Source organism: Rhizobium sp. PK7-22 (genome assembly GCF_056530405.1).
Genome location: NZ_CP096514.1, coordinates 429,285 through 452,484 on the forward strand (window position 1 = coordinate 429,285; position 23,200 = coordinate 452,484).

24 protein-coding genes are annotated in these 23,200 nt (G+C 62.8%); 9 read left to right on the forward strand and 15 right to left on the reverse strand.

The annotated features are described in order from the left end of the window. Positions 1 to 2 precede the first annotated feature (2 nt). On the reverse strand, positions 3 to 1,238 hold the full coding sequence (locus tag M1E10_RS06875) for an MFS transporter (protein WP_499175627.1): 1,236 nt from the start codon (positions 1,236 to 1,238) through the stop codon (positions 3 to 5). Between the two features lie 133 nt (positions 1,239 to 1,371). On the opposite strand from M1E10_RS06875, the gene M1E10_RS06880 reads away from it, so the two are divergent. Together M1E10_RS06880 and M1E10_RS06885 are read left to right on the forward strand one after the other, a co-directional pair. Continuing rightward, positions 1,372 to 1,662 (forward strand): YggT family protein, encoded by a 291-nt coding sequence (locus M1E10_RS06880; protein ID WP_499175628.1) that lies wholly within the window; start codon positions 1,372 to 1,374, stop codon positions 1,660 to 1,662. Further along, positions 1,655 to 1,972: a DUF167 domain-containing protein gene (locus M1E10_RS06885; protein WP_499175629.1), complete on the forward strand. Its 318-nt coding sequence runs from the start codon at positions 1,655 to 1,657 to the stop codon at positions 1,970 to 1,972. The genes M1E10_RS06880 and M1E10_RS06885 overlap by 8 nt, the downstream gene beginning before the upstream one ends. Here the strand turns inward: M1E10_RS06885 and ppa are convergent, their stop codons facing one another. The 4 genes from ppa to M1E10_RS06905 form a co-directional block, all read right to left on the reverse strand. After that, positions 1,973 to 2,506, reverse strand: a complete 534-nt coding sequence (gene ppa, locus M1E10_RS06890; protein ID WP_037164784.1) for an inorganic diphosphatase — start codon at positions 2,504 to 2,506, stop codon at positions 1,973 to 1,975. Between the two features lie 109 nt (positions 2,507 to 2,615). Next, on the reverse strand, positions 2,616 to 3,131 hold the full coding sequence (locus M1E10_RS06895; protein WP_499175630.1) for a GNAT family N-acetyltransferase: 516 nt from the start codon (positions 3,129 to 3,131) through the stop codon (positions 2,616 to 2,618). A gap of 194 nt (positions 3,132 to 3,325) precedes the next feature. Further along, entirely contained in the window at positions 3,326 to 5,152 is a 1,827-nt protein-coding gene (gene typA / locus M1E10_RS06900) for a GTP-binding protein TypA/BipA (RefSeq protein WP_499175631.1), read from the reverse strand. A 130-nt stretch (positions 5,153 to 5,282) separates the two neighbouring features. Beyond that, positions 5,283 to 7,370 (reverse strand): M3 family metallopeptidase, encoded by a 2,088-nt coding sequence (locus M1E10_RS06905; RefSeq protein WP_499175632.1) that lies wholly within the window; start codon positions 7,368 to 7,370, stop codon positions 5,283 to 5,285. 259 nt (positions 7,371 to 7,629) lie between these two features. Between M1E10_RS06905 and M1E10_RS06910 the strand changes: the two genes are divergently transcribed. Further along, on the forward strand, positions 7,630 to 8,841 hold the full coding sequence (locus M1E10_RS06910) for a multidrug effflux MFS transporter (protein WP_499175633.1): 1,212 nt from the start codon (positions 7,630 to 7,632) through the stop codon (positions 8,839 to 8,841). Positions 8,842 to 8,899: 58 nt separating this feature from the next. Here M1E10_RS06910 and M1E10_RS06915 read toward each other — a convergent pair whose 3' ends face one another. After that, the gene (locus tag M1E10_RS06915; protein WP_499175634.1) at positions 8,900 to 10,123 is read right to left on the reverse strand and encodes an argininosuccinate synthase; all 1,224 of its coding nucleotides are present in this window, start codon (positions 10,121 to 10,123) and stop codon (positions 8,900 to 8,902) included. Between the two features lie 170 nt (positions 10,124 to 10,293). Between M1E10_RS06915 and M1E10_RS06920 the strand changes: the two genes are divergently transcribed. Together M1E10_RS06920 and M1E10_RS06925 are read left to right on the forward strand one after the other, a co-directional pair. Beyond that, on the forward strand, positions 10,294 to 11,154 hold the full coding sequence (locus M1E10_RS06920) for an SDR family oxidoreductase (RefSeq protein ID WP_499175635.1): 861 nt from the start codon (positions 10,294 to 10,296) through the stop codon (positions 11,152 to 11,154). A gap of 59 nt (positions 11,155 to 11,213) precedes the next feature. Continuing rightward, complete coding sequence (locus tag M1E10_RS06925; RefSeq protein WP_499175636.1) at positions 11,214 to 11,855, forward strand: LysE family translocator; 642 nt, start codon at positions 11,214 to 11,216, stop codon at positions 11,853 to 11,855. A gap of 13 nt (positions 11,856 to 11,868) precedes the next feature. Here the strand turns inward: M1E10_RS06925 and tenA are convergent, their stop codons facing one another. The 7 genes from tenA to M1E10_RS06960 form a co-directional block, all read right to left on the reverse strand. Beyond that, the gene (gene tenA / locus M1E10_RS06930; RefSeq protein WP_499175637.1) at positions 11,869 to 12,531 is read right to left on the reverse strand and encodes a TenA family protein; all 663 of its coding nucleotides are present in this window, start codon (positions 12,529 to 12,531) and stop codon (positions 11,869 to 11,871) included. A 4-nt stretch (positions 12,532 to 12,535) separates the two neighbouring features. Then, positions 12,536 to 13,777, reverse strand: a complete 1,242-nt coding sequence (rlmN, locus tag M1E10_RS06935; RefSeq protein WP_499175638.1) for a 23S rRNA (adenine(2503)-C(2))-methyltransferase RlmN — start codon at positions 13,775 to 13,777, stop codon at positions 12,536 to 12,538. Positions 13,778 to 13,985: 208 nt separating this feature from the next. Continuing rightward, positions 13,986 to 14,489 carry an invasion associated locus B family protein gene (locus M1E10_RS06940; protein ID WP_499175639.1) on the reverse strand — a complete coding sequence of 168 codons (504 nt, stop codon included), beginning with the start codon at positions 14,487 to 14,489 and terminating at the stop codon, positions 13,986 to 13,988. Between the two features lie 278 nt (positions 14,490 to 14,767). Further along, a complete protein-coding gene (locus tag M1E10_RS06945) occupies positions 14,768 to 15,157 on the reverse strand; it encodes a YkvA family protein (RefSeq protein WP_499175640.1) in 390 nt (129 codons plus the stop codon). A 56-nt stretch (positions 15,158 to 15,213) separates the two neighbouring features. Beyond that, positions 15,214 to 15,534 carry a 4a-hydroxytetrahydrobiopterin dehydratase gene (locus M1E10_RS06950; protein WP_499175641.1) on the reverse strand — a complete coding sequence of 107 codons (321 nt, stop codon included), beginning with the start codon at positions 15,532 to 15,534 and terminating at the stop codon, positions 15,214 to 15,216. Continuing rightward, on the reverse strand, positions 15,531 to 16,118 hold the full coding sequence (thpR, locus tag M1E10_RS06955; protein ID WP_499175642.1) for a 2'-5' RNA ligase family protein: 588 nt from the start codon (positions 16,116 to 16,118) through the stop codon (positions 15,531 to 15,533). Before thpR ends, M1E10_RS06950 begins: the two co-directional genes overlap by 4 nt. 66 nt (positions 16,119 to 16,184) lie before the next feature. Continuing rightward, complete coding sequence (locus M1E10_RS06960) at positions 16,185 to 16,829, reverse strand: arylesterase (RefSeq protein WP_499175643.1); 645 nt, start codon at positions 16,827 to 16,829, stop codon at positions 16,185 to 16,187. A 75-nt stretch (positions 16,830 to 16,904) separates the two neighbouring features. On the opposite strand from M1E10_RS06960, the gene M1E10_RS06965 reads away from it, so the two are divergent. The 4 genes from M1E10_RS06965 to M1E10_RS06980 all read left to right on the forward strand — a co-directional run bounded on the left by M1E10_RS06965 (position 16,905) and on the right by M1E10_RS06980 (position 21,759). Then, positions 16,905 to 17,615 (forward strand): ABC transporter ATP-binding protein, encoded by a 711-nt coding sequence (locus M1E10_RS06965; RefSeq protein ID WP_499175644.1) that lies wholly within the window; start codon positions 16,905 to 16,907, stop codon positions 17,613 to 17,615. Continuing rightward, positions 17,612 to 20,155, forward strand: a complete 2,544-nt coding sequence (locus M1E10_RS06970) for an ABC transporter permease (RefSeq protein ID WP_499175645.1) — start codon at positions 17,612 to 17,614, stop codon at positions 20,153 to 20,155. Before M1E10_RS06965 ends, M1E10_RS06970 begins: the two co-directional genes overlap by 4 nt. A 202-nt stretch (positions 20,156 to 20,357) precedes the next feature. Further along, on the forward strand, positions 20,358 to 21,095 hold the full coding sequence (locus M1E10_RS06975; protein ID WP_499175646.1) for a Bax inhibitor-1/YccA family protein: 738 nt from the start codon (positions 20,358 to 20,360) through the stop codon (positions 21,093 to 21,095). Positions 21,096 to 21,210: 115 nt separating this feature from the next. Then, positions 21,211 to 21,759 carry a GNAT family N-acetyltransferase gene (locus tag M1E10_RS06980; RefSeq protein WP_499175647.1) on the forward strand — a complete coding sequence of 183 codons (549 nt, stop codon included), beginning with the start codon at positions 21,211 to 21,213 and terminating at the stop codon, positions 21,757 to 21,759. A gap of 4 nt (positions 21,760 to 21,763) precedes the next feature. On the opposite strand, the gene M1E10_RS06985 is transcribed toward M1E10_RS06980, so the two are convergent. Both M1E10_RS06985 and M1E10_RS06990 read right to left on the reverse strand, forming a co-directional pair. Continuing rightward, positions 21,764 to 22,150 (reverse strand): DUF2794 domain-containing protein, encoded by a 387-nt coding sequence (locus tag M1E10_RS06985; protein ID WP_499175648.1) that lies wholly within the window; start codon positions 22,148 to 22,150, stop codon positions 21,764 to 21,766. 257 nt (positions 22,151 to 22,407) lie between these two features. Continuing rightward, complete coding sequence (locus M1E10_RS06990; RefSeq protein WP_499175649.1) at positions 22,408 to 23,160, reverse strand: DUF1223 domain-containing protein; 753 nt, start codon at positions 23,158 to 23,160, stop codon at positions 22,408 to 22,410. Positions 23,161 to 23,200: the final 40 nt, after the last annotated feature.

Here is a 23,200-nt window from a genome sequence, read left to right on the forward strand (position 1 = left end):
CGTTACCGATCGGGCGCGTCCAGGCTGTCGATCTTGCGCAGCTGCGGGAAACGCATCGCCCACAGCGCGGCAACAGCCAGCGTTCCCGCTCCGCCGATCACGACCGCGGGCACCGCCCCGAAGACCGAGGCCATCGTGCCGGCACGAAATTCGCCGAGTTCGTTGGAGGCACCCACGAACACCATGTTGACGGCGTTGACGCGGCCTCGCACCTCGTCCGGCGTCCAGAGCGCGATCAGCGTCTCTCGCACGAACACCGAGATCATGTCCGATGCGCCCATCAGCATCAACGCGACGACCGACAGCCATACGGTTTCCGAAAGACCGAAGACGATGGTGCCGGCCCCGAACAGGGCCACCCCGACGAACATGAACGCACCGGCGTGGTGCCGGATCGGGTAGAAGGCCAGGCAGAGCGCAACCGTCACCGCTCCGATCCCGGGCGCCGCGCGCAGAAGACCGAGCCCCCAGGGACCCAACACCAGGATGTCGCGTGCAAAGATCGGCATCAGCGCCACGGCGCCGCCGAGCAGGACGGCGAAGAGATCCAGCGAGATCGCGCCGAGCACCACCTTCTCCTGGCCGATGAAGCGGAAGCCCGCCAGGATCTCGCTCCAGCTCACCGTTCGCGTGCCGGTGTGCTGCGCCGGCTTGGGGATCATCAGGATGAGCACGCCGGCGAGACCCAGAAAGGTCAGTGCCACCGAATAGGCGGCCACGGCACTAAGGCCGTAGAGCAAGCCGCCGAAGACCGGCCCGACGATCGAGGCGGTCTGCCACGAGGAGGAGTTCCAGGCGATCGCATTGGCAAGATCGCGCTCTGGAACAAGGTTCGGAGCGAGCGACTGGACGGCAGGCCCCATGAAGGCACGCTCGATGCCGAACACCGTCAGGATGGCAAACACCAGCCACGGCATGAACAGGTCAGCGATCGTCAGCATCAGCAGGGCGGCTGCGCAGACGGCACCGACTCCAAGGCAGATCGCCACGATCACGCGGCGATTGTAACGGTCGGCGACGGAACCGGTCACGAGGATGAGCAGCAGCGAGGGCAGGAACTGGAAGAGGCCGATCAGCCCGAGATAGAGCGCGCTGCCCGTCTCGTCATACATCTGCCAGCCGACGGAGACGCTGATGATCTGGATGGCGAAGGCGGCGAGAAAGCGCGAGGTGAAGAAGCGGGCGTAGGATGCGTGCCGGAAAGCCGCAAACCGATCATCGGCAGGAAGGATGGACATCAGCGGGGGACTTTCAACACGCCGGACACAACCGCGACCCACGTTCAACATGATTCGGATCGCGCACCGGCACGGCACTTGCTCGTTAGTTCCCCAATGTCTACATGTCTGTCAACAACAAATGGAGACCTGAATGCTCGCGCTGTTCCAGACGATTGACATGGCCCTGAACCTTTACACTTGGGTGCTGATCGCCAGCGCCATTTTCTCCTGGCTCTATGCCTTCAACGTTATCAATTCGAGCAATCAGTTCGTCGGCGCGATTGGCAGCTTTCTCTACAACGTCACCGAGCCTGTGCTCCGGCCGATCCGACGCATCATGCCGAACCTCGGCGGCATCGACATCTCGCCGATCATCGTGTTGCTGCTCATCTTCTTCCTGCGGTCGCTTCTCTGGAACAGCATCTACCCGCTCTTTGCGTGAAGTCCCCTATAGCTGCCATTCGGATCATGTCCGCCTGACCGTCCGGCTGACGCCGGGTGCGTCACGGGATGGAATAGAGGGCTTCGCGACGCTGGCCGATGGCGAATGCGTCCTGAAGGCGCGCGTCACCGCTATCGCCGAAGCGGGCAAGGCCAACCAGGCCTTGATGGCGCTCCTCGCGAAATCCCTGCGTCACCCGAAGAGCGCGATCACCATCATCAGCGGCGAAACGGCACGCAAAAAAATCCTCCGGATCGAGGGCGACCCGGAGGATGTCAGTGCAAGACTTCTGGCGCTTGGCGCCGGCTGATTACTTGCTGGCCTTGTAGCGCTCGATGGCTTCGACGATCAGCGTCTTGGCGACGTCGACGTCCTGCCAGCCGCCGATCTTCACCCATTTGCCGGGCTCCAGATCCTTGTAGTGCTCGAAGAAGTGCTCGATCTGCTTCAGCGTGATCTCGGGCATGTCGGTGTAGTTCTTGATCTTGTCGTAGCGCTGGGTCAGTTTCGGAACCGGCACGGCCAGGATCTTCTCGTCCTTGCCGCCGTCGTCTTCCATCACCATCACGCCGATCGGGCGGACGTTGATGACGCAGCCAGGCACCAGCGGGCGTGTATTGCAGATCAGCACGTCGATCGGATCGCCGTCTTCCGACAGCGTGTGCGGGACGAAGCCGTAGTTCCCGGGATAGGTCATCGGCGTGTACAGGAAACGGTCGACGACCAGCGCGCCGGCCTCCTTGTCCATCTCATACTTGATCGGGTGGCCACCAACGGCGACCTCGACGATCACATTGATGTCTTCAGGTGGGTTCTTCCCTATGGAGATCGCATCGATACGCATTCTGGTTCCCGGGGTGAGGTTTGAGGATGGGTTTCGATACTGGGAAAAATGCTGCGAGGCAACACGCCTTTCGTCGCCGAAGACGCAGAACATGCAGACAAGCTGATGCTTACGCCAGGCGCGGCCAGACGAAGCCGATCTTGCGCAGCGGGGTTCCGCCGAAATCTTCGACGCCCTCGACCATGTCGAGGCCACCATGTCGACGGAAGAAGCGGGATGCGTGCTCGCTGTCTTCGAGGCACCAGACGACCAGCCCTTGGCAGCCCAGCGACTTCAACAGACGCCGGCTCTCTCCGAACAGGCGACGGCCGAGGCCAATTCCCTGGAATTCGGGGCGCAGATAGATCTCGTAGATCTCGCCGTCATAGGGCAATGCCTTGGCTCGGTTGAGCCCGATCGTCGCATAGCCCGCAATGGTGCCCGCGACATCGAGCACCAGAAGGGTTGCGGGGCCACGGCTCGCCTTGCGCCACCAGGCTTCCCCGCGGCGTTCGATCATATGCGTCAGCGGCTTGTGCGGGATGAGCCCGGCATAGGCCTGGTTCCACGACAACCGGTGGGTCTCGGACACAGCACGCGCATCCTGCGGCTCCGCGCGCCGCACATCGATAGACAACGTTTTCATAACGTCACTCTGAACCCATTCATCGGGCTTAACGAGAACATGATACATCATCGGAACGGCTGTCCCCAGACTTGGAACAATCGCTCTCGGATCTACGTTAACGCCTTTTTAACCGCTCCTACAAGTCTGCCTCAGTTAAAGACACAAAAGAAAAACCCGGCACATGGCCGGGTTTTTTTGATCTTGCCGTTCGCTTAGATGGCAGCCTTTGCCTTACCGAATCGCTTGCGATCGTTCGCATCCAGGTAGGTCTTGCGCAGCCGGATCGACTTTGGCGTGACTTCCATGAGCTCGTCGTCCTGGATCCAGGACAGTGCCCGGTCGAGCGTCATGCGGATCGGCGGCGTCAGCCTCACGGCTTCATCCTTGCCCGCAGAACGGATGTTGGTCAGCTGCTTGCCCTTCAGGACATTCACTTCCAGATCGTTCTCGCGCGAGTGGATGCCGACGATCATGCCCGCATAGACCTTCTCGCCCGGCTCGATGATCATCGGGCCGCGATCTTCCAGGTTGAACATGGCATAGGCAACCGCTTCGCCGGACTGGTTGGACAAGAGAACGCCGTTGTTGCGGCCGCTGATTTCGCCCTTGAACGGCTGGTAGTCGTGGAACAGGCGGTTCATGATCGCCGTGCCGCGGGTATCGGTCAGAAGTTCGGACTGGTAGCCGATCAGGCCGCGGGTCGGCGCGTAGAACACCAGACGAACGCGATTGCCGCCGGACGGACGCAGTTCCGTCATCTCGGCCTTGCGCTCGGACATCTTCTGCACGACGACGCCGGAATGCTCTTCGTCGACGTCGATCACGACTTCTTCGATCGGCTCCATCAGCGTCCCGTTGTCGTCCTTGTGCATCACGACGCGCGGACGCGAGACGGCAATCTCGAAACCTTCGCGACGCATGGTCTCGATCAGGACGGCCAGTTGCAATTCGCCGCGACCGGAAACGTAGAACGAGTCCTTGCCTTCCGATTCCTCGATCTTCAGCGCGACATTGCCTTCGGCTTCCTTGAACAGGCGGTCGCGGATGACGCGGCTCGTGACCTTGTCGCCTTCGGTGCCGGCGAGCGGGCTGTCGTTGACGAGGAAGGACATGGTGACGGTCGGCGGATCGATCGGCTGGGCCGACAGCGGCTCGCTGACCGAAGGATCGCAGAAGGTGTCGGCCACGGTACCCTTCGACAGGCCCGCGATCGCCACGATGTCACCCGCATGAGCTTCGTCGATCGCAGTGCGCTCGATGCCGCGGAATGCGAGGATCTTGGAGATGCGGCCGGTTTCGACCACCCTGCCATCCTGGCCCAGAACCTTGACGGACTGGTTCGGCTTGATCGAGCCGGAGTGGATGCGGCCGGTGATGACGCGGCCAAGGAAGGGGTTGGCTTCGAGCAGCGTGCCGATCATGCGGAAGGCACCGTCCGCGTCGCCGACGCTCGGCTCGGGCACATGCTGCATCACCAGGTCGAGCAGCGGCGCAAGACCCTGGTCCTTCGGACCTTCCGGGTTGACGTTCATCCAGCCATCACGACCCGAACCGTAGAGGATCGGGAAGTCGAGCTGCTCGTCGGTGGCATCAAGGCTTGCGAAGAGGTCGAAGACTTCGTTGATGACTTCCTCGTGGCGGCCGTCGGGACGGTCGATCTTGTTGATCGCCACGATCGGGCGAAGGCCGACCTTGAGAGCCTTGGAGACCACGAACTTCGTCTGCGGCATGGGGCCTTCGGAGGAATCGACGAGAACGATCGCGCCGTCCACCATCGACAGGATGCGCTCGACCTCACCGCCGAAGTCGGCGTGGCCGGGAGTGTCTACGATGTTGATGCGGGTGTTCTTCCACTCGACCGAAGTTGCCTTCGCCAGAATGGTGATGCCGCGTTCCTTCTCGAGGTCGTTGCTGTCCATCACGCGCTCAGCGACACGCTGGTTCTCGCGGAAGGAGCCGGACTGCTTCAGCAGCTCATCGACGAGGGTCGTTTTTCCATGGTCAACGTGCGCGATAATCGCGATGTTGCGAATTTTCATAAGTTGGATCTCTGGCCTTGGGCGCGAAAACGGGAGGAGGCGCCAAATTTCGTTGGCGCGCTCTTAGCCTATTTTTCGCATTTGCGAAAGAGGGACCGCGCAGGCTTGCTGAATGACAGCTATGCGCGACTCATGCGTCGCTGCCGGAAAGCTCCTCGAGCATGGCCAGGCCCTTCTTCCTCAACATCGCCTTCGGATCAGGCAGTTTCCCCCGGAAAGCCTTGTAGGCCTCTTCGGGATCGATCGAGCCGCCCACCGAATAGATGTTGTTCTTGAGCTTGCGCGCCGTCACCGGGTCGAAGGCGTCGCCGGCTTCCTCGAAGGCTGCGAAGGCGTCGGCGTCGAGAACCTCCGACCACATGTAGGAATAATAGCCGGCCGAATATCCGTCACCGGAGAACACATGCTGGAAATGCGGCGTTGCGTGACGCATGACGATGGACTGCGGCATGCCGATGCGTTCCAGCACGTCCGCCTGTACCTTCATGGGCTCTTCGACACTGGCCCGCGTGTGGAAGGCCATGTCGACGAGCGCCGAGGAGGTGAACTCGACCGTTGCAAACCCCGCGTTGAACGTGCGGGCAGCGAGCACCTTGTCGAGCAGTTCCTTCGGCATCGGCGCGCCGGTATCGACGTGGACTGCGTATTTCTGGAGGATCTCGGGAACCGTCAGCCAGTGCTCATAGAGCTGCGAGGGCAGCTCTACGAAGTCACGTGCCACGCCGGTTCCGGCCACCGAGGGATAGGTGACATCCGACAGCATGCCGTGCAGGGCGTGCCCGAACTCGTGGAAGAGCGTGCGGGCATCGTCGATCGACAGCAGCGCCGGCTTGCCGGCCGAAGGCTTTGCGAAGTTGCAGACGTTGTAGATGATCGGGATCTCGCCCTTCGCGCCGTTCTTGAGCGTCAGCCTGTGCTGCGACTGGAACGAACTCATCCAGGCGCCGGAACGCTTCGACGACCGCGCAAAATAGTCGCCGAGGAACAGCGCCTTCAGCGTTCCGTCTTCGTCATGGATCTCGAAAACCCGCACGTCCGGATGATAGGCCGGCACATCCTTCACTTCGACTGCGCGGATGCCGAACACCCGGTTGGCGACATCGAAGCAGGCTTCGATGATCTTCTCCAGCTGCAGGTAGGGCTTCAGCTCCGACTCGGAAAAATTGAAGGTCCGGTGCCGCAGCTTCTCGGCATAGTGGCGCCAGTCCCATGGCATGACATCGTGATTGCCGCCTTCCTCGGCGATCAGCCCGGCCAGGCTCTTCTCCTCCTCCAGGGCCCGGCTCCGCGCCTTTTCCCAGACCGCCATCAGCAGGCCGTTCACCGCTTCCGGCGTCTTGGCCATGGTGTTGTCGAGCTTGAAGGCGGCAAAACTGTCGTAGCCGAGCAGACCTGCCCGCTCTGCGCGCAGTTCCAGGGTTTCCCGAACGATGGCGAGATTGTCCGTCTCGCCGCCGTTGGCGCCGCGCGCGGTCCAGGCGCGGAAGGCCTGCTCCCGCAGGTCACGCCGCTCGGAGAACGTCAGGAACGGCTCGATGATCGACCGCGAGAGGGTCACGGCATAGCCGGCCTCGTGCCCACGATCCCGGGCGGCCGAAACCATGGCCTCGCGCAGGAAGGGCGGCAGTCCGGCCAGATCGGCCTCGTCCGTCAGGACCAGATCCCAGGCCTTCTCGTCCGCAAGCACGTTCTGGCCGAATTTTGCGCCAAGGCTCGCCAGCCGTTCGCTGATGGCTGCCAGTCTTTCCTGATCCGGCTTGGCAAGCTTCGACCCGCTGCGGACAAAGCCCTTCCAGTGCCGTTCGAGGACCCGCCCCTCCTCGACGGAAAGCTCAAGGGTTTCGCGCGCCGCCCAGAGATCGTCGATGCGCTTGAACAACACCTCGTTCATGGAGAACCGCGAATAATGGCGCGACATCTTCGGCGCAATATCCCGCTCCAGCGCCTGGATCACGTCGTTGGTATGGGCGCCCGCCTTGTTCCAGAACAGGGCCGAGATGCGTGACAGCTCGTCACCGGCAATCTCCAGTGCGACGATGGTGTTTTCCATCGTCGGCGCTTCGGGGTTGTCGGCAATGGCGTCGATCTCTGCGTCGTGCTTCTCCATCGCCGCATCGAAGGCGGCGGCGAAATCCTCGTCCTTCACCAGATCAAAGCGCGGGAGCCCCTGATGTCCGTTCCAGTCGATGAGCGCGGGATTGATGTGAAGCTGCGGCATGCGAAACCCTTTGTTCTGTCGCCATCTGGCGATGGGAAGGAGGCGGTACCATCTCTATCTGGGACGTTAGCCGATCCATGCAACCAGCCAAGCCATAAAGCACACGGTAATTCGCCCGCGGCACAAAGTCTTCGTGCAAAGCCTTGCCTGCGAGAGGAAAGGGCGTAAGTCTTCCCCAACCCCGGCCGTCCGCTGCTGAGCAGGCCGGATGCAATGCAGCTTATTCGGCAAGGTTCGACTTTGCCCTCCATGGCGAAGAATGAAAGCCGATCATCAGCTCCCCATCCCGACCATGTCCGCGCGCCGCACCTCGCTGCTGGGCGCCCTTCTGGCGGCGCTCGGCCCTGTTTCCATGGCCATTTACACGCCTGCCATGCCGGAACTGGTCCGCGCCTTCGGCACCACGGATGCGGCCATCAAGCTCAGCCTCTCGGTCTATTTCGGTGGCTTTGCCGTCACCCAGCTGTTGTCCGGCCCGACATCGGACGCCTTCGGCCGCCGCAAGGCGACCCTCGGCTTCCTGATGATCTACCTGATCGGCAGCCTGGTGGCCGCCTTCGCCCCGACGGTCGACTGGCTGCTGGCCGGCCGCCTGATCCAGGGCATTGGCGCCTCCGTCGGCATCACCGTGTCGCGTGCCATCGTGCGCGACCAGTTTACCGGCGCTGAAGCCTCTCGCATCCTCAACATGATTGGCATCATGTTGGCCATCGGCCCGGCAGCAGGCCCGACGCTGGGCGGCCTCGCCCTGACGTTCTTCAACTGGCAGGCGGTGTTTTTCCTGATGGTCGGCTTCGGGCTGGTCAGTTGCATTGTGGTCGGCCTGCTGATGAAGGAAACCACGATCCCCGATCGTGCCCTCATCCGCCCGTCACGCCTGATTGGCTCCTACCGAACGCTGATCGCCGACCCGCAGGTACTCCTCTCCGCCCTCGTGCTGGCCGGCACGGTTGGCGCGCTCTATGCGCAGGCGACCATGCTGCCCTTCGTGCTGATCAACAAGGTGGGGCTGACCCCCGGCCAGTTCGGCCTCGGCATGCTGATGCAATCGGGCTTCTTCTTTCTGGGCTCCGTCAGTCTACGGTTCTTGGCAAAACGCCTCGGCGAGAACGGCGCCCTGCGCACCGGGCTGACCCTCGCAGGTCTCGGCGGCACGATGATCGCTCTCTCGGTCCACCTGGTCGAGCCTAGCTTCCTGTCCATCATGGTACCGGTGGCGTTCTGCGCCTTCGGCATGGCCTTTGTCATTCCCGATATCACGACAGCGGGGTTGGCGCCCCATCCCAGGATCGCCGGATCGGCGGCAGCCCTTCTCGGTTTCATCCAGATGGGCGCGGGCTTCCTCGGTGGCGTTGCCGCAGCCCTCATCGGCGACCCGCTGATGGCCTTTGGCACCGTGATACCGCTGATGAACCTCATAGCGATTCTGGCCTATTTTGGTTTTCTCAACGTCCGCAAGCGCCGGACATGAAAAAGCCCACCGTCGCGGCGTGCGACGGCGGGCTCGTCGGGTCAGTAGTCCGAAAGGCTCAACCCTTCAGATTGCGCTTGGCCAGCGTGCGCAGACGCAGCGCGTTGAGCTTGATGAAGCCGGCCGCATCCTTCTGATCGTAGGCCCCCTGGTCGTCCTCGAAGGTGACCAGCTGGTCCGAATAGAGCGACTTCGGCGACTCGCGGCCGATGACCATGACATTGCCCTTGTAGAGCTTCAGCGTCACTTCGCCCTCGACATGCTCCTGGCTGCGGTCGATGGCGGCCTGCAGCATCTCGCGCTCCGGCGAGAACCAGAAGCCGTAATAGATCAACTCCGCGTACCGCGGCATCAGCTCGTCCTTGAGATGGGCCGCGCCGCGGTCGAGCGTGATCGACTCGATGGCCCGATGCGCCGACAAGAGGATCGTGCCGCCCGGCGTCTCGTAGACGCCGCGCGACTTCATGCCGACGAAGCGGTTCTCGACGAGATCGAGACGGCCGATGCCATTGTCACGGCCGTAGTCGTTGAGAGCCGCCAGCAGCGTGGCCGGGCTCATGCGCACGCCGTTGATGGAGACGGCATCGCCCTTTTCGAAGCCGACCTTGATGACGGTTGCCTTGTCGGGAGCCGCTTCCGGCGAGATTGTGCGCATATGCACATATTCCGGGGCCTCGACAGACGGATCTTCCAGCACCTTGCCCTCGGACGAGGAGTGCAGCAGGTTTGCATCGACCGAGAAGGGAGCCTCGCCCTTTTTGTCCTTGGCGACAGGGATCTGGTGCTGTTCGGCGAAGTTCAGGAGATCCGTGCGGCTCTTGAACGACCAGTCGCGCCAGGGTGCGATGATCTTGATGTCCGGGTTCAGCGCATAGGCGGAAAGCTCGAAGCGGACCTGGTCGTTGCCCTTGCCGGTCGCGCCATGGGCGATGGCATCGGCGCCGGTCTTCTTGGCGATATCGATAAGGTGCTTGGAAATCAGCGGACGGGCGATCGAGGTGCCGAGCAGGTAGACGCCCTCGTAGACGGCATTGGCGCGGAACATCGGGAACACGAAATCGCGGACAAACTCCTCGCGCACGTCCTCGATGAAGATCTCCTTGATCCCCATCATCTCCGCCTTCTTGCGCGCCGGCTCGAGCTCCTCGCCCTGGCCGAGGTCGGCCGTGAAGGTCACGACTTCGGCGCCGAGTTCCGTCTGCAGCCACTTGAGAATGATCGAGGTATCGAGTCCGCCGGAATAGGCGAGAACGACTTTCTTCACGTCTTTGGGAAGTACCATGTTGGTTTCGTCCGTCCGCAATGATGATGGGCTGGTGCCACAAGCTTGGAATGCCGGCACTTTTAGCGAGTTTGCCAAGAGGTGCAAGATGTACCGCAGTCCCAGTGTTGACGCTCCCGGATGCAGCACCACATTGATGGCTTGCCCCCTAGCGACCAAAGGAGCCTAGCATGGCCGATATTCATCCTGCCCTGATCAAAGGCAATGTCGCCGTCATCACCGGTGCGGCGTCCGGAATTGGCCTCGCAGCCGCCAAGCGCTTTGCCGCGCTTGGCCTCTCCATCGTGCTGGCCGACCTGGAGGGCGATGCCCTGGCAGACGCCTGCCGTGAGGTTGCTGCAATCGCCGAAGGTGGCGAAGCGGACGTCACGCCGATCGGCACCGACGTCTCGCAGCCGGACCAGCTGGAATCCCTGGAGCGCGCCGTCCTGCAGAAATACGGCCGCGTGCATGTCCTGATGAACAATGCCGGCATCCAGCCGGGCAGCGCACTCTTCGGACCGCAGGCGAACTGGGACAGGGTGCTGGGCGTCAATCTGATGGGCGTGATCAACGGCAGCCGCATCTTCGGGCCCGGCATGATGGCCCATGGCGAGCCTTCGCTGATCATCAACACCGGCTCCAAACAGGGCATCACCACGCCGCCGGGAGACCCCGCCTACAACGTCTCCAAGGCCGGCGTGAAGGCCTTCACCGAAGCGCTGCAGCATGAACTGCGCAGCACGTCGAACTGCGCCGTCACCGCCCACCTTCTGATCCCGGGCTTCGTCTTCACCGGACTGACCGCGCGCGGACGGGTGGAAAAGCCGGACGGCGCCTGGACCCCGGAACAGACGGTCGACTTCATGCTGGACGGCATCGCCCGCGGCGACTTCTACATCCTCTGCCCCGACAATGAGGTCGATCGCGCCACCGACGAACGGCGTATCCTGTGGGCAGCAGGCGACGTGGTCGAGAACCGGCCGCCCCTGTCGCGCTGGCACCCGGATCACGCGGAAGCGTCCAAGGCCTTCATCGCCAGCCGCGGCTGATTGGCAGGGGCAGAAAAGCCGGATAAGAATGCGGGCCAGACCAGCCTGTTGAGGGATCCATGGACCTCCTGCCGAACCTGCCCACGCTTCTCGCATTCACGGCGGCCAGCCTGCTGCTCGCCGTAACGCCCGGCCCCGACATGACGCTCTCGATCAGCCGGGCGCTGGCGCAGGGGCGCGGCCAGGCGCTTTATGTCGTCGTCGGCACATCCACCGGCATCCTGATCCACACGCTGCTCGTGGCGTTCGGAATTTCGGCGCTGATCACCGCCTCGCCCACCGCCTTCTTCATCCTGAAAACTGGTGGCGCCGCCTATCTTCTGTGGCTCGCCATCCAGGCCATCCGCTTCGGGTCCAACCTCTCCATCGAAAGGGTCGAGGGCGCGAAGAGCTCAGCGCTGGCCAACATGTCGACGGGGCTCTGGGTCAACCTGCTCAACCCCAAGGTCATCATCTTCTTCATGACCTTCCTGCCGCAGTTCGTGACGGCGGGCGACCCGGCCGTCACCGAAAAGCTGATTTTCCTCGGCGTCTACTTCATCGTGGTGTGTTCGCCGGTCAACGTCATCGTCATCCTGCTGGCCGACCGCCTGGCGGGCTGGCTGCAGGCAAACCCGAAGGTCTTGCGCGGCATCGACTACACCTTCGCGGGCGTATTCTCGGTCTTTGCGATGAAGATCTTCCTCACCCAGTCGCGCTGAAGCCTAGTTCCGTTCAGGCGAGATCGAGACCCATCTGCCAGAAGTCCGCCTCCAGGCGGGTGGCATCGCCAAAAACCATCGACAACTGGTCCATGCGCTGCGCGTCGACGCCCGCGAGCCGCCGGTTCAGCCATTCGAGCTCGGAGGCGACCAGCGCCTGGTATTCGTCGCCGCCATACATCGCGATCCACTCCGCATAGAGGTTGCCGTCGTGCCGGGTGAACGGCTGACGCAGGATCCAGTTGGCAATCTCGCCATAGCCGATGATGCAGGGTGCCAGCGCCACATGCAGGTCGAGCAGATCGCCGCTCATGCCGGCGTCAAGAACATAGCGGGTATAGGCAAGCGTCGCCCGCGACGCCGTCAGCTTCGAGAGCGCCGCCTCATCAATGCCCCAGGAAGCGCAGTAGTTCACATGCAGGCCGATCTCGACGTCGACGATCGCCTTGAGGCTGTCGAGCCCCTGCCGGATCTCGGAGAGGTCGCGGCTCTTGTAGACCGCAAGCCCCCATGCCCGGGCGAACTGCACGAGGAACAGATAGTCCTGCTTCAGGTAGTGCTGGAAGGCCGCCTCCGGCAGCGTGCCCGCTGCCAGGTCCCGCACGAAACGATGCTCGCGATAGGCCTGCCAGTCGGTGGCATTGCGCGCCTTCAGGCTCTCGAACGGCGTCGTCACGGGATCAGTCGTCGTCTTCGCCGTGGCCGGCGATCATCATCGCCTCGAAGGCCATGCGTTCGGTCTTGCGCATCCGCTCCGATTCCGACTTCAGCTGCCCACAGGCCGCCAGGATGTCGCGACCACGCGGCGTGCGGATCGGCGAGGCAAAGCCCGCCTGGTTGACGAAGTCGGCGAACCGCTCGATCGTCGCCCAGTCGGAGCACTGGTAGTTCGTGCCCGGCCAGGGATTGAAGGGGATCAGGTTGATCTTGGCCGGCACGCCCTTCAGGAGCTTCACCAGTTCCTTGGCATCTTCGAGGCTGTCGTTCACATCCTTCAGCATCACGTATTCGAAGGTGATGCGGCGCGCGTTCGAGAGGCTCGGATAGGCGCGGCAGGCTTCCATCAGCTCCTTCAGCGGGTATTTCTTGTTGATCGGCACCAGCATGTCGCGCAGTTCGTCACGCACCGCGTGCAGCGAGATCGCCAGCATCACGCCGATCTCCTCGCCCGTCCGGTAGATTTCCGGAACGACGCCGGAGGTCGACAGCGTCACGCGGCGCTTGGAGAGCGACAGCCCGTCGCCGTCGGTGGCAATCAGCAGCGCCGTCTTGACCGCCTCGAAATTGTAGAGCGGCTCGCCCATGCCCATCATCACGATGTTGGTCACCTTGCGGTCGCTCGACGGGATCATCGACCCCTGCGGCACATCGAGGTCCGGAAAGTCGCCGAGACGATCGCGGGCCAGCAGCAGCTGCGCCAGGATTTCCTCGGCCGTCAGGTTGCGCACCAGCTTCTGCGTGCCCGTGTGGCAGAAGGAACAGGTGAGCGAACAGCCGACCTGGCTGGAGATGCAGAGCGTCCCGCGGCCTTCCTCTGGAATGTAGACGGTCTCGATTTCGACCGGGCGACCGGCGCCGCGCGGCGGAAACCGCAACAGCCACTTGCGGGTGCCGTCAGCGGAAACCTGCTCCTCCACCACCTCCGGACGGGCGATCGTGAAATGCCTCTTCAGCATTTCCCGCATGTCCTTGGCGACATTGGTCATCGCGTCGAAATCGGAGACGCCGCGGATGTAGAGCCAGTGCCAGAGCTGGCTGACGCGCATGCGCACCTGCTTTTCCGGCACGCCCTGTTCCCGGAGCGCTGCACCCATCTCCTCGCGCGTCAGTCCGATCAGCGACGGCTTTGTGCCGGCAAGCTCGGGTCTTGCGACAAGCGGGGCTTTGACCGCAGGATCGAGAACGGCTTCGGAAACTGACATCATCTTGTCCTGTTCAAACGCATGCGCCATCGCGGGCGGCGGCTGGTCGGGCATGTTTGTGGCTTGAGCACTTCGCGTCGGCAAAGGCCGAACGATCAACTTTGGCGCGGCACATACCATCAAATCGGGACGGCGTCACCAGTCTTCAAGACGCGCAAAGGGCCGGTCTGCGGACCGGCCCTTTGCGGAAGGCGTGACTATGGGGCGGCTACTTGCAGGTTTCGATCTGCTTGAGCGCCGCCGAGATGCCCGAGAGCGAGTAGGAATAGGAGGTGGCCGTGCCGCGACCTGACGTGGCACTCACCGTCATCGCGGTGCCGCCCTTCATGGCCGCGACGAGAGCGGGCTCTTCAGCCGCGTTCTCAACCCAGGCAGCCTTGTCCTTCGTGAACATCACGAAGGTCTTGCCGTCGATGGTGACGTTGACCTTCGAGCTTGCCTGCAGCGGATAGCCCATCATCGCCTGCGGCTCGTAGGAAATGTTCTGGCCCGGACGCTGCGACACGATGAAGAAGATGTCGCCGTGATCGACGCTCGCCGGCTCCTTGGCGGTCGGGACCGACAGCACATAGCAGACGGTGCTGCCCGACGAATTGTAGGAATAGGCACCCCATGCCTTGAACTGCTGGATACGGGTGGGCGATTGCGCCGATGCAATGCCGGCGGTTGCCAGCACGAGGGCCAATGCGGTTGCTACGGTTTTTACAGACATGGTCTCCTGCCGCTTCTTCGATTGCGCCGATAAGGCAAGCCTGGTCAGGCATCATCACGATTCGGTTTAATTTGACTTAATTGCGGTTACCAAACCGTCAACGGTAGGCATATGAGATCATCACCCGTCATCCCCTATGCCTCGACCGACTGACTGTAGCCAAGGGAACTGCTCCGGCAGTCACAGACACAAGGATTAGGGCAAGAGTTTGTCCCCATGCGGGGGCGCGACGCCTTGCAAGGGCAGGTCCGATCAAACCAGGAAGCGACTGTCTCGGCCTATCTCGCGGGCGCAGGCTCTTCGTCACCTGCCAGTGCCTTGTCGGCCGCCTGGTAGTGACGGTCGCCGATGTGGCCCTGGATCATCCTTAGAGCCGCGGCGAACACCGCCATGTCATCGGTGAAGCCGACGACGGCAAAGACGTCCGGAAGCAGGTCGAACGGGAGGATGAAATAGGCGAGAGCTGCCAGCAGCACCCCGCGCACCCGGGTTGGCGTCTTCGGATCGAGAGCGCAATAATAGGCCGCGACGAGGTCTCGGCTGAAGGGCACATATCCGGCGACCCGCTTGAGCTTCGGCCAGAACCGGGCCCGCACCTGCTTTTCGCGCCTGTCCTGTGTTTCCTCGTCCCCCGGCAGCAGGATCTCGCCGATCTTCACGTCTTCCATAGACAGTCCTCGTCCATTCACGTCGTCGGTGAATGTGGGGCAGATGCCCAGAGACTTCAATCGCCCCGCCGTGCGGCGGCACGATCCATGGCTTTCGCCAGCTTGAGATCCAGAGACGTCAGCCCCGACACGTGATGCGTGGTGAGCACCACCTCGACGCGCGAATAGACGTTGAACCATTCCGGGTGGTGGTTCATCCGCTCCGCCACCAGCGCACATTCTGTCATGAAGCCGAAGGCCTCGGCGAAATTGCGAAACTTGAACGTCCTTGTGATCGCCATGTGATCGTCACGCAGAGCCCAGCCCGCCAGCTCCGAGAGACCTTGTTCGACATCGGCGGTCGAAAGACGGTCGTAGGCTGCGGGCTTGTCCGTCACACGAAGCTCTTCATCGGTTCGACGGAAGAGCGGTTGGTGCCGGTGCGGACCTCGTTCAGCGGGAAGCCTTCCTCGGTGAGATAGGGTCCGCCCCCGACCGAGTCCTTCGAGGACATCAGCACGAAACGCGAAACCTTGAACGGCAGCGTGTGAAAGTCGCCGCGCCCCGCCAGGTAACGAACCACATCGTCGAGGCGACAGGCCTTCAGCCGGGCGAGCGAGACATGCGGCATGAACTTGCGGGGATCCGGCGGCAGGCCGACACGCTGGCAGATCCGCTCCATCTCCGCCTGAAGCGCGGTCATCTCCTGCGAAGGGGAAACACCCGCCCAGACGGAGTGCGGCTTCTTCGATCCGAATGACCCTATCCCGTTCAGACTGACCTGAAACTCCGGCCGGTCTACCCGGTCGAGACGATCGACGATCTCGTCGGCGGTGCGCCCGTCCACATCACCGATGAACCGCAGCGTGATGTGGTAGTTTTCCACGTCAATCCACCGCGCGCCGGGGAGCCCTCCCCGCAGGAGGGACAGACTCATGGCGACATTGCGCGGGATTTCGAGGGCGGTGAAAAGTCTCGGCATTGCGAACCTCCTCGAATCTCTTGCGATCAGGCATAGCGAATCACGGGCGCCGGCCGTTCGCAAGCGTTAATTTCCGCTGGACTGAATCTGCTCGACGAACTGTTCGACCGCCGGCAGCGAGCGTTCCACCATGATCGCGACGCCGCGCGCATTCGGATGCATGCCGTCCTCGAGCTGCGTGCCAGAGACGGCCACTACCCCATCGAGGAAGAACGGATAGAGCGGCAGGTTATGCTTCTCGGCGAGCCGTGGATAGATCTCGTTGTAGCGCGTCGAATAATTGCCGCCCATGTTGGGGGGCGCAATCATCCCCGCGAGCAGCACCGGGATGCCTCGTTCCTTCAGTCGTGTGATGATCGCATCGAGGTTCTTTTCAGTCTGTTCTGGCGGCACACCACGAAGCGCGTCGTTGGCGCCGAGTTCCAGGATCACGCCGTCGGTGCCATCCGGAACCGACCAGTCGACCCGCGAAAGACCGCCTGACGTGGTGTCGCCGGACACGCCCGCGTTCGCGACGGTGACGGAGCGCCCCTTGGCCTTCAGCGCTGCCTCGAGCTGCGCGGTATAGGATTCGGTCGGCGCCAACTGGTAACCGGCCATCAGGCTGTCGCCGAAGCCGACCAGCTCGACCGCCTCTTGCTGGGAGGCGGCCGGAGACGCGGAGAGCCCCGCCATGACGAGGAAGTGAAGGAAGATTGCTTTAAATCTCAAGGCCTGGCTCCTAAATGTTGCACTGCCGTAGCGCGGCTTCGATTCTTGCTTAAAGCCAATATAGGAAGCTTTCCTTTGACTGAAACCATCATCGAGCTGAAGCGGGCCGATCTGACCCTCGGCAGTGCGGCAGCCTCCGTGCATGTCCTCAAGCAGATTGATCTTCAGGTGAACAAGGGTGAGGCCGTCGGCATCGTCGGCCCCTCCGGTTCCGGCAAGTCGACCCTTCTGATGGTACTGGCCGGGCTCGAGCAGCTGGACGGTGGGGAAATCCACATCGCCGGCGAACCCCTTCACGCGTTCTCGGAGGATGCGCTGGCGGATTTCCGCGGCCGCAACATCGGCATCGTCTTCCAGTCCTTCCACCTGATCGCCAACATGACCGCCTTGGAGAACGTTGCCGTGCCGCTCGAGCTGGCAAATACGGCGAATGCCTTCGAGATCGCCCGCCAGGAACTCGCCGCCGTCGGGCTTGGCGAGCGCCTGAACCACTATCCGGGACAGCTGTCGGGCGGAGAGCAGCAGCGGGTGGCGATCGCGCGCGCCCTCGCGCCCTCGCCACTGGTGCTGATCGCCGATGAGCCGACCGGCAACCTGGATGCGGAAACCGGCCGCCAGATCGCCGATCTCCTGTTTGCCAAGCAGGCCGAACGCGGCATGACCATGCTGCTTGTCACCCATGACAGTTCTCTGGCAGGCCGATGCTCGCGCCAGATCCGCGTCCGCTCCGGAGAAATCGTCGGCGACTCCTCGAGCGTCCTGCCCGCCGAGGCTGTCGGGGCATGAGCGCCTTCAGCTCCCGCCTGGCAATCTCGTGGAAACTGGCCCTGCGTGAAATGCGCGGAGGATTTTCGGGCTTCTACATCTTCCTCGCCTGTATCGCCCTCGGCACGGCGGCGATTGCGGGCGTCAACTCTGTATCCCAGGCCATCACAGGCGCCATTGCCGGCCAGGGGCAGGAGATCCTTGCCGGCGACCTGCGGTTCGAACTCGACAATCGCGAGGCTTCTGCGCAAGAGTTCCAGTTCCTCGAAAGCCTCGGCGAGATCTCCGTCTCGACGGGTCTGCGGTCCATGGCCCGTGTGGCGGATGGCTCCGAGCAGGGACTGGTGGAGGTGAAGGCAGTCGACGACGCCTATCCGCTCTACGGCACCTTCCGGGCGGAGCCGGACCGGCCGCTCACAGAGCTGCTGCAGCGCGACGGCAACACCTTCGGCGCCGTCGCAGCACCCCTTCTCCTCGACCGCCTCGGCCTGCAGCCGGGCGATGAGCTTCTTGTCGGCAATGCCCGCCTGCGGCTCACCGGCACCGTTCAGGCGGAACCGGACACCGCCTCCGAAGGCTTTGGCTTTGCGCCGCGGCTGCTGATGAGCCGCGAAGCGCTGACCGCCTCGGGTCTGGTCCAGACCGGCAGCCTGGTGGAGCACGCCTACAAGATCCGTCTCGACAACCCCGGCCAGCGCAACGCCGTGCAGGACCGCGCTTCGGCGGAGTTCCCGAATGCAGGCTGGTCGATCCGCACCAGCGATCGCGCCGCGCCGTCGTTGACGGAGAATGTCGAACGCTTTTCCCAGTTCCTGACCCTGGTCGGACTGACGGCGCTGATCGTCGGCGGCGTCGGCGTCGCCAATGCGGTCCGCGCCTTCTTGGACTCCAAGCGCACGACCATCGCCACCTTCAAATGCCTCGGCGCGCCGGCCGGCGTCGTCACGACGATCTACCTGATCCAGATCCTGGTCCTGGCCGCCGTCGGCATTCTGATCGGCCTGATCATCGGCGCCATCGCGCCCTTCATCGCCATCCGCTTCCTGGACGGCGTGCTGCCGGTTCCAAGAGGGATCGTCTTCTATCCCGGTGCGCTGGCACTCGCAGCACTCTTCGGTTTCCTCATCACCTTCGCCTTTTCCGTGCTCCCGCTTGGTCACGCCCGCCAGGTGCCGGCGACCGCCCTCTTCCGCGAGCAGAGCTTCGAAGGCAGCGGCCTGCCTTCCTGGCCCTATGTTCTGGCCGCTGGCGTCGCGCTTGCCGCCCTCGCGGCGATCGCCGTCATCACTGCCGAAGAACGGTTCGTGGCAGGTATTTTCCTCGCCGCGGTTGCCGGAGCGTTCGTCCTGCTTCGCCTCGTCGCCCTGCTGATCGCGGCTCTGGCGCGCCGCAGCCCGCGCGTTCGCTCGCCGGCACTTCGCCTGGCGATCGGAAACATCCACCGCCCGGGCGCGCTGACGCCCTCCGTCGTCCTGTCCCTCGGGCTCGGGCTTGCGCTTCTCGTCACATTGGCCCTGATCGACGGAAATCTTCGGCAGCAGCTGACCGGCCGCATGGCGCAGCAGGCGCCCAATTTCTTCTTCGTCGACATTCAGAGCGGTGAGCGCGAAGGCTTCATCGACATCCTGCAGCGCAATGCACCGGAGGGCGCCATCAGTCAGGTGCCGATGCTGCGTGGCCGGATCACAGCCTTCAACGGCCAAGACATCAGCCGGATGGAGGTGCCGCCGGGCGGCCGCTGGGTGCTGCGGGGAGATCGCGGCATCACCTACGAGGAGGTCCTGCCGGGCAACGCCACGCTGACGGAGGGCGAATGGTGGCCGGCCGATTACGACGGCGAGCCGCTCGTCTCGTTCTCTGCGGAGGAAGCTGGAGAACTGGGCCTCGAGCTTGGCGACACCGTCACGGTCAACGTGCTGGGCCGCAACATCACCGCCCGGATCGCGAGCTTCCGTCAGGTCGAATGGGAGTCCCTGTCGATCAACTTCGTCATGGTGTTTTCGCCCAACACTTTCCGCGGTGCGCCCCATGCCTGGCTGGCAACGCTGACGGACGCCGATGCGACGGCAGCGCAAGAGGCCACCATTCTGCGTGAGGTCACCACCGCCTATCCCACCATCACCAGCGTGCGGGTGAAGGATGCGATCGACATCGTCGACCGTCTTGTCGGACAGCTGGCGACGGCAATTCGCGCCGCTGCGGCCGTCGCCCTGGTCGCCTCCGTCCTGGTGCTCTCCGGCGCCCTTGCCGCCGGCAATCGTGCCCGCACCCATGACGCCGTCATCCTGAAGACCCTGGGGGGAACCCGCGGGCTGCTGATCAGGGCCTTCAGCTACGAGTACATCATCCTGGGTGCCGCGACGGCCGTCTTTGCGCTCCTCGCCGGCGGCGTATCGGCCTGGTATGTGGTGAGCCGGATCATGAACCTGCCCTCCGTCTTCCTGCCGGACGTTGCCGTCGTCACCATCATCGGCGCCCTGGTCCTGACCGTGGGGATCGGTCTCCTCGGCACCTGGCGTGTGCTCGGGCAGAAGGCGGCACCGGTGCTGAGGGAACTCTAGCCATCGAACGGCGATCACATCCGCGTCAGACTGCCGCCCGAGTCGCCGTCGGAGAGGCATATTCCGTCGTATTTACAAGCGATGGCTCTTGTACCGGACGCATTATCACATCATATTTCAAGCAGGCTTGCTGGAGCTCCGCAGCGGCGCCTGGGATTTATCCCGACACCGTGACCAATATCGGAGCTTGATGAGGATACAAATGGCTGACCTACGTAACTACCAGAACCGAATGGCGCAGACTCGCGCGCAGACGAGCACGGGGATCGACGAGGGCCTCCGCGCCTACATGCTCAAGGTTTACAACCTGATGGCACTCGGCATGGCAATCACCGGCGTCGCTGCCTACGGCACCTACGCTCTGGCGGTTTCCAATCCGGCCTTCGCAAATCTGCTGTTCGCTTCCCCGCTCCGTTGGGTGATCATGCTGGCACCGCTCGGCCTGGTCTTCTTCCTGAGCTTTCGCATCAACTCGATGAGCGTGGCAACCGCCCAGGCGACCTTCTGGGGCTATGCCGCCCTGATGGGCGTCTCGCTGTCGTCGATCTTCATCGTGTTTACCGGTGAGAGCATCGTCCAGACCTTCCTGGTGACGGCCGCATCCTTCGGTGCGCTGTCTCTCTACGGCTACACGACGAAGAAGGACCTCTCGGGTCTCGGATCGTTCCTGATCATGGGCCTCTTCGGCCTGATCATCGCTTCGATCGTCAACATCTTCCTGCAGTCGTCCGCCATGGGCTTTGCCATCTCGGCGATCGGCGTGCTGATCTTTGCTGGCCTCACCGCCTATGACACGCAGAAGATCAAGGAAATGTACTTTGACGGCGACGACGCGCTCGTTGCTGGCCGCAAGGCCATCATGGGTGCGCTGACCCTCTACCTCGACTTCATCAACCTGTTCATGTTCCTGCTGCAGTTCCTCGGCAATCGCAACGAGTAGTCTGCTTCGGAATAGACAACGGAAAGGCGGCCTTCGGGTCGCCTTTTTTGTTGCCCGGCATTCATCCCCGTCCTAGGCTCCGGCATTCTCAACAGCCTGCTTCCGGTTTCCGTCCATGAGCTTCAGCCTTCGCGACGCCCACCTCGCCGACCTGCCGGCCATCACCGCCATCTATGCCGACAGCGTCACACACGGAACGGCAAGCTACGAGATGACGCCGCCCGATCAGGCGGAGATGCGAGAGCGCTTCCTCGCCATCACATCCAGGGGCTATCCCTATATCGCCGCGCAAGCCCAGGACGGGACCTTGCTCGGCTATGCCTATGCCTCCGCATTCAGGACAAGGCCGGCCTACCGATGGCTGGTCGAAGACTCCATCTATCTGGCGCCGGAGGCCCGCGGGCAGGGGATAGGCCGGGCTCTGCTGGGCGAACTCGTCAGCCGTTGCACCACGCTCGGCTTCCGCCAGATGGTTGCCGTGATTGGCGGCGCAAGCGCCGCGTCGATCGCTGTGCATCACGCTCACGGCTTCGTGCTGTCAGGCACCCTCAAGGGCACCGGCTTCAAGCACGGACGCTGGCTGGACACGGTGATGATGCAATGCAGTCTGGGCGAAGGAAACACGTCGGACCCAGATCAGCTCGCTTACCCGGGCACGCTCTGACGCGCTAGTCGATCAGCTTCAGCGCCTTGTCGAACACCTTCAGCACCTGCGGCAAGTCGTGGCCACGCTTGAGGATCGTGCCATGGGTGTTCAGAACCGAATAGGCACCTTGTTTGGAGGCAAGCTTGGGGTTCTTCTCTATCCGGTAGAGCGGCACCTCGCCGGACCGCTTGAAAACCGAGAACACTGCCCGGTCCTTCAGCTGGTCAATCGCATAGTCCTTCCACTCGCCATCGCCGACCATGCGCCCGTAGATCCTGAGGATCACATCCAATTCGCGCCGGTGGAACATGACCGGCACGGGGTCCTTGTTCTGGCGGTATTCGGTTAGACTGACGACCACATCACCCTGCGCAATTGCCTTGCCTGGCAAATCCGGTTGATCCGTCATCCTGCCTCCTTTGATGATGTCAGCCTTGTGACAGTGTGCAGTGGCGCACCGAAAATGCAACCCGTAAGATGGGCGCCGCGGCTCGGGCAGAGGTAATTTATTCCCGCCCCAATTCAGACAAAAGACCGCCGAATTCAGAGGCGACACTCCGATTGTGGTTGGCCCCTAGGGCGCCATCACGATCCGGTTCGGTTGCATTGACCCTTACCCCCAGCCCCCCAATGCCTCCGGGCCGGATCGACTTGGGGTTCCTCTTGCTAGCGTTTGGGGCGCCCTCCCGCCATCAGAATGGCGGCGCCCAGGATGGCAGCAGGCTCCCCGCCAGCCCCCGATCGCTGCAGGAGCACGGCGCATCCGTCCTTCTTCAGCTTCCCCATGAGTTTTCCGGGCAGCGTCAGCTTCAGTGGCTTGCCGTCCCAGATGCCGATCGACTGGACGTCATAGACACTGTGCCAGTATTCCATGCGTTTGCCGGCATTTTCGCCCTTCTCGACCTCCACCATCTGCCGCTTGGTGAAATAGGCCACCACGACTTCCGCTTCGCCCTGACCCTCCCCGATTTCGATCTGAATCTCCTTGCCGTGCATGCGGGCTTTCACGGGAACTGACAGCCCCTTGCCGCTCAGCCTGAGGCTATCGATCTTGGAGTTGATCGCCGTGAGCTCGGTACCCTTCACGTGGTCGCGACCGTTGATCACCGCCTGCGGCGTATAGACCCCGCTGCGGCCAAGCGACTGGGCGTAGCCATACTGGCGACCGGTGTTCTCTTTAGAGCTCAGCGTGTCCGTCCACCCGAGATAGTTCCAGTAGTCGACATGGTAGGAGAGCGCCACGACGTCGCCCTGCCCTATCAGACCCTTCAGCGTCTCGTCCGCAGGAGGGCATGACGAACATCCCTGGGAGGTAAAGAGCTCGACGACTCCTCGCGGGGTTCTTCCTTCTTCCGCACATGCAGCTCCGGCCAGAAACAGGCCTGCGAGAACGACGACACTGCGGATTGTCATGGGCATTACGACTGACCTTTTTTGAATGCGCTTCGGTAGCCGCATT

Coding starts and splice junctions, on each gene's coding strand:
- M1E10_RS06945 (WP_499175640.1), bottom strand. CDS start 15,157: ATGGAAGACGTGAAGATCGGCGAGATCCTGCTGCCGGGGGACGAGGAA.
- rlmN (WP_499175638.1), bottom strand. CDS start 13,777: ATGTCAGTTTCCGAAGCCGTTCTCGATCCTGCGGTCAAAGCCCCGCTT.
- M1E10_RS06990 (WP_499175649.1), bottom strand. CDS start 23,160: ATGCCCATGACAATCCGCAGTGTCGTCGTTCTCGCAGGCCTGTTTCTG.
- M1E10_RS06970 (WP_499175645.1), top strand. CDS start 17,612: ATGAGCGCCTTCAGCTCCCGCCTGGCAATCTCGTGGAAACTGGCCCTG.
- M1E10_RS06940 (WP_499175639.1), bottom strand. CDS start 14,489: ATGTCTGTAAAAACCGTAGCAACCGCATTGGCCCTCGTGCTGGCAACC.
- M1E10_RS06880 (WP_499175628.1), top strand. CDS start 1,372: ATGCTCGCGCTGTTCCAGACGATTGACATGGCCCTGAACCTTTACACT.
- M1E10_RS06875 (WP_499175627.1), bottom strand. CDS start 1,238: ATGTCCATCCTTCCTGCCGATGATCGGTTTGCGGCTTTCCGGCACGCA.
- M1E10_RS06985 (WP_499175648.1), bottom strand. CDS start 22,150: ATGACGGATCAACCGGATTTGCCAGGCAAGGCAATTGCGCAGGGTGAT.
- M1E10_RS06895 (WP_499175630.1), bottom strand. CDS start 3,131: ATGAAAACGTTGTCTATCGATGTGCGGCGCGCGGAGCCGCAGGATGCG.
- M1E10_RS06915 (WP_499175634.1), bottom strand. CDS start 10,123: ATGGTACTTCCCAAAGACGTGAAGAAAGTCGTTCTCGCCTATTCCGGC.
- ppa (WP_037164784.1), bottom strand. CDS start 2,506: ATGCGTATCGATGCGATCTCCATAGGGAAGAACCCACCTGAAGACATC.
- typA (WP_499175631.1), bottom strand. CDS start 5,152: ATGAAAATTCGCAACATCGCGATTATCGCGCACGTTGACCATGGAAAA.
- M1E10_RS06980 (WP_499175647.1), top strand. CDS start 21,211: ATGAGCTTCAGCCTTCGCGACGCCCACCTCGCCGACCTGCCGGCCATC.
- M1E10_RS06925 (WP_499175636.1), top strand. CDS start 11,214: ATGGACCTCCTGCCGAACCTGCCCACGCTTCTCGCATTCACGGCGGCC.
- thpR (WP_499175642.1), bottom strand. CDS start 16,118: ATGCCGAGACTTTTCACCGCCCTCGAAATCCCGCGCAATGTCGCCATG.
- M1E10_RS06905 (WP_499175632.1), bottom strand. CDS start 7,370: ATGCCGCAGCTTCACATCAATCCCGCGCTCATCGACTGGAACGGACAT.
- M1E10_RS06975 (WP_499175646.1), top strand. CDS start 20,358: ATGGCTGACCTACGTAACTACCAGAACCGAATGGCGCAGACTCGCGCG.
- M1E10_RS06920 (WP_499175635.1), top strand. CDS start 10,294: ATGGCCGATATTCATCCTGCCCTGATCAAAGGCAATGTCGCCGTCATC.
- M1E10_RS06910 (WP_499175633.1), top strand. CDS start 7,630: ATGAAAGCCGATCATCAGCTCCCCATCCCGACCATGTCCGCGCGCCGC.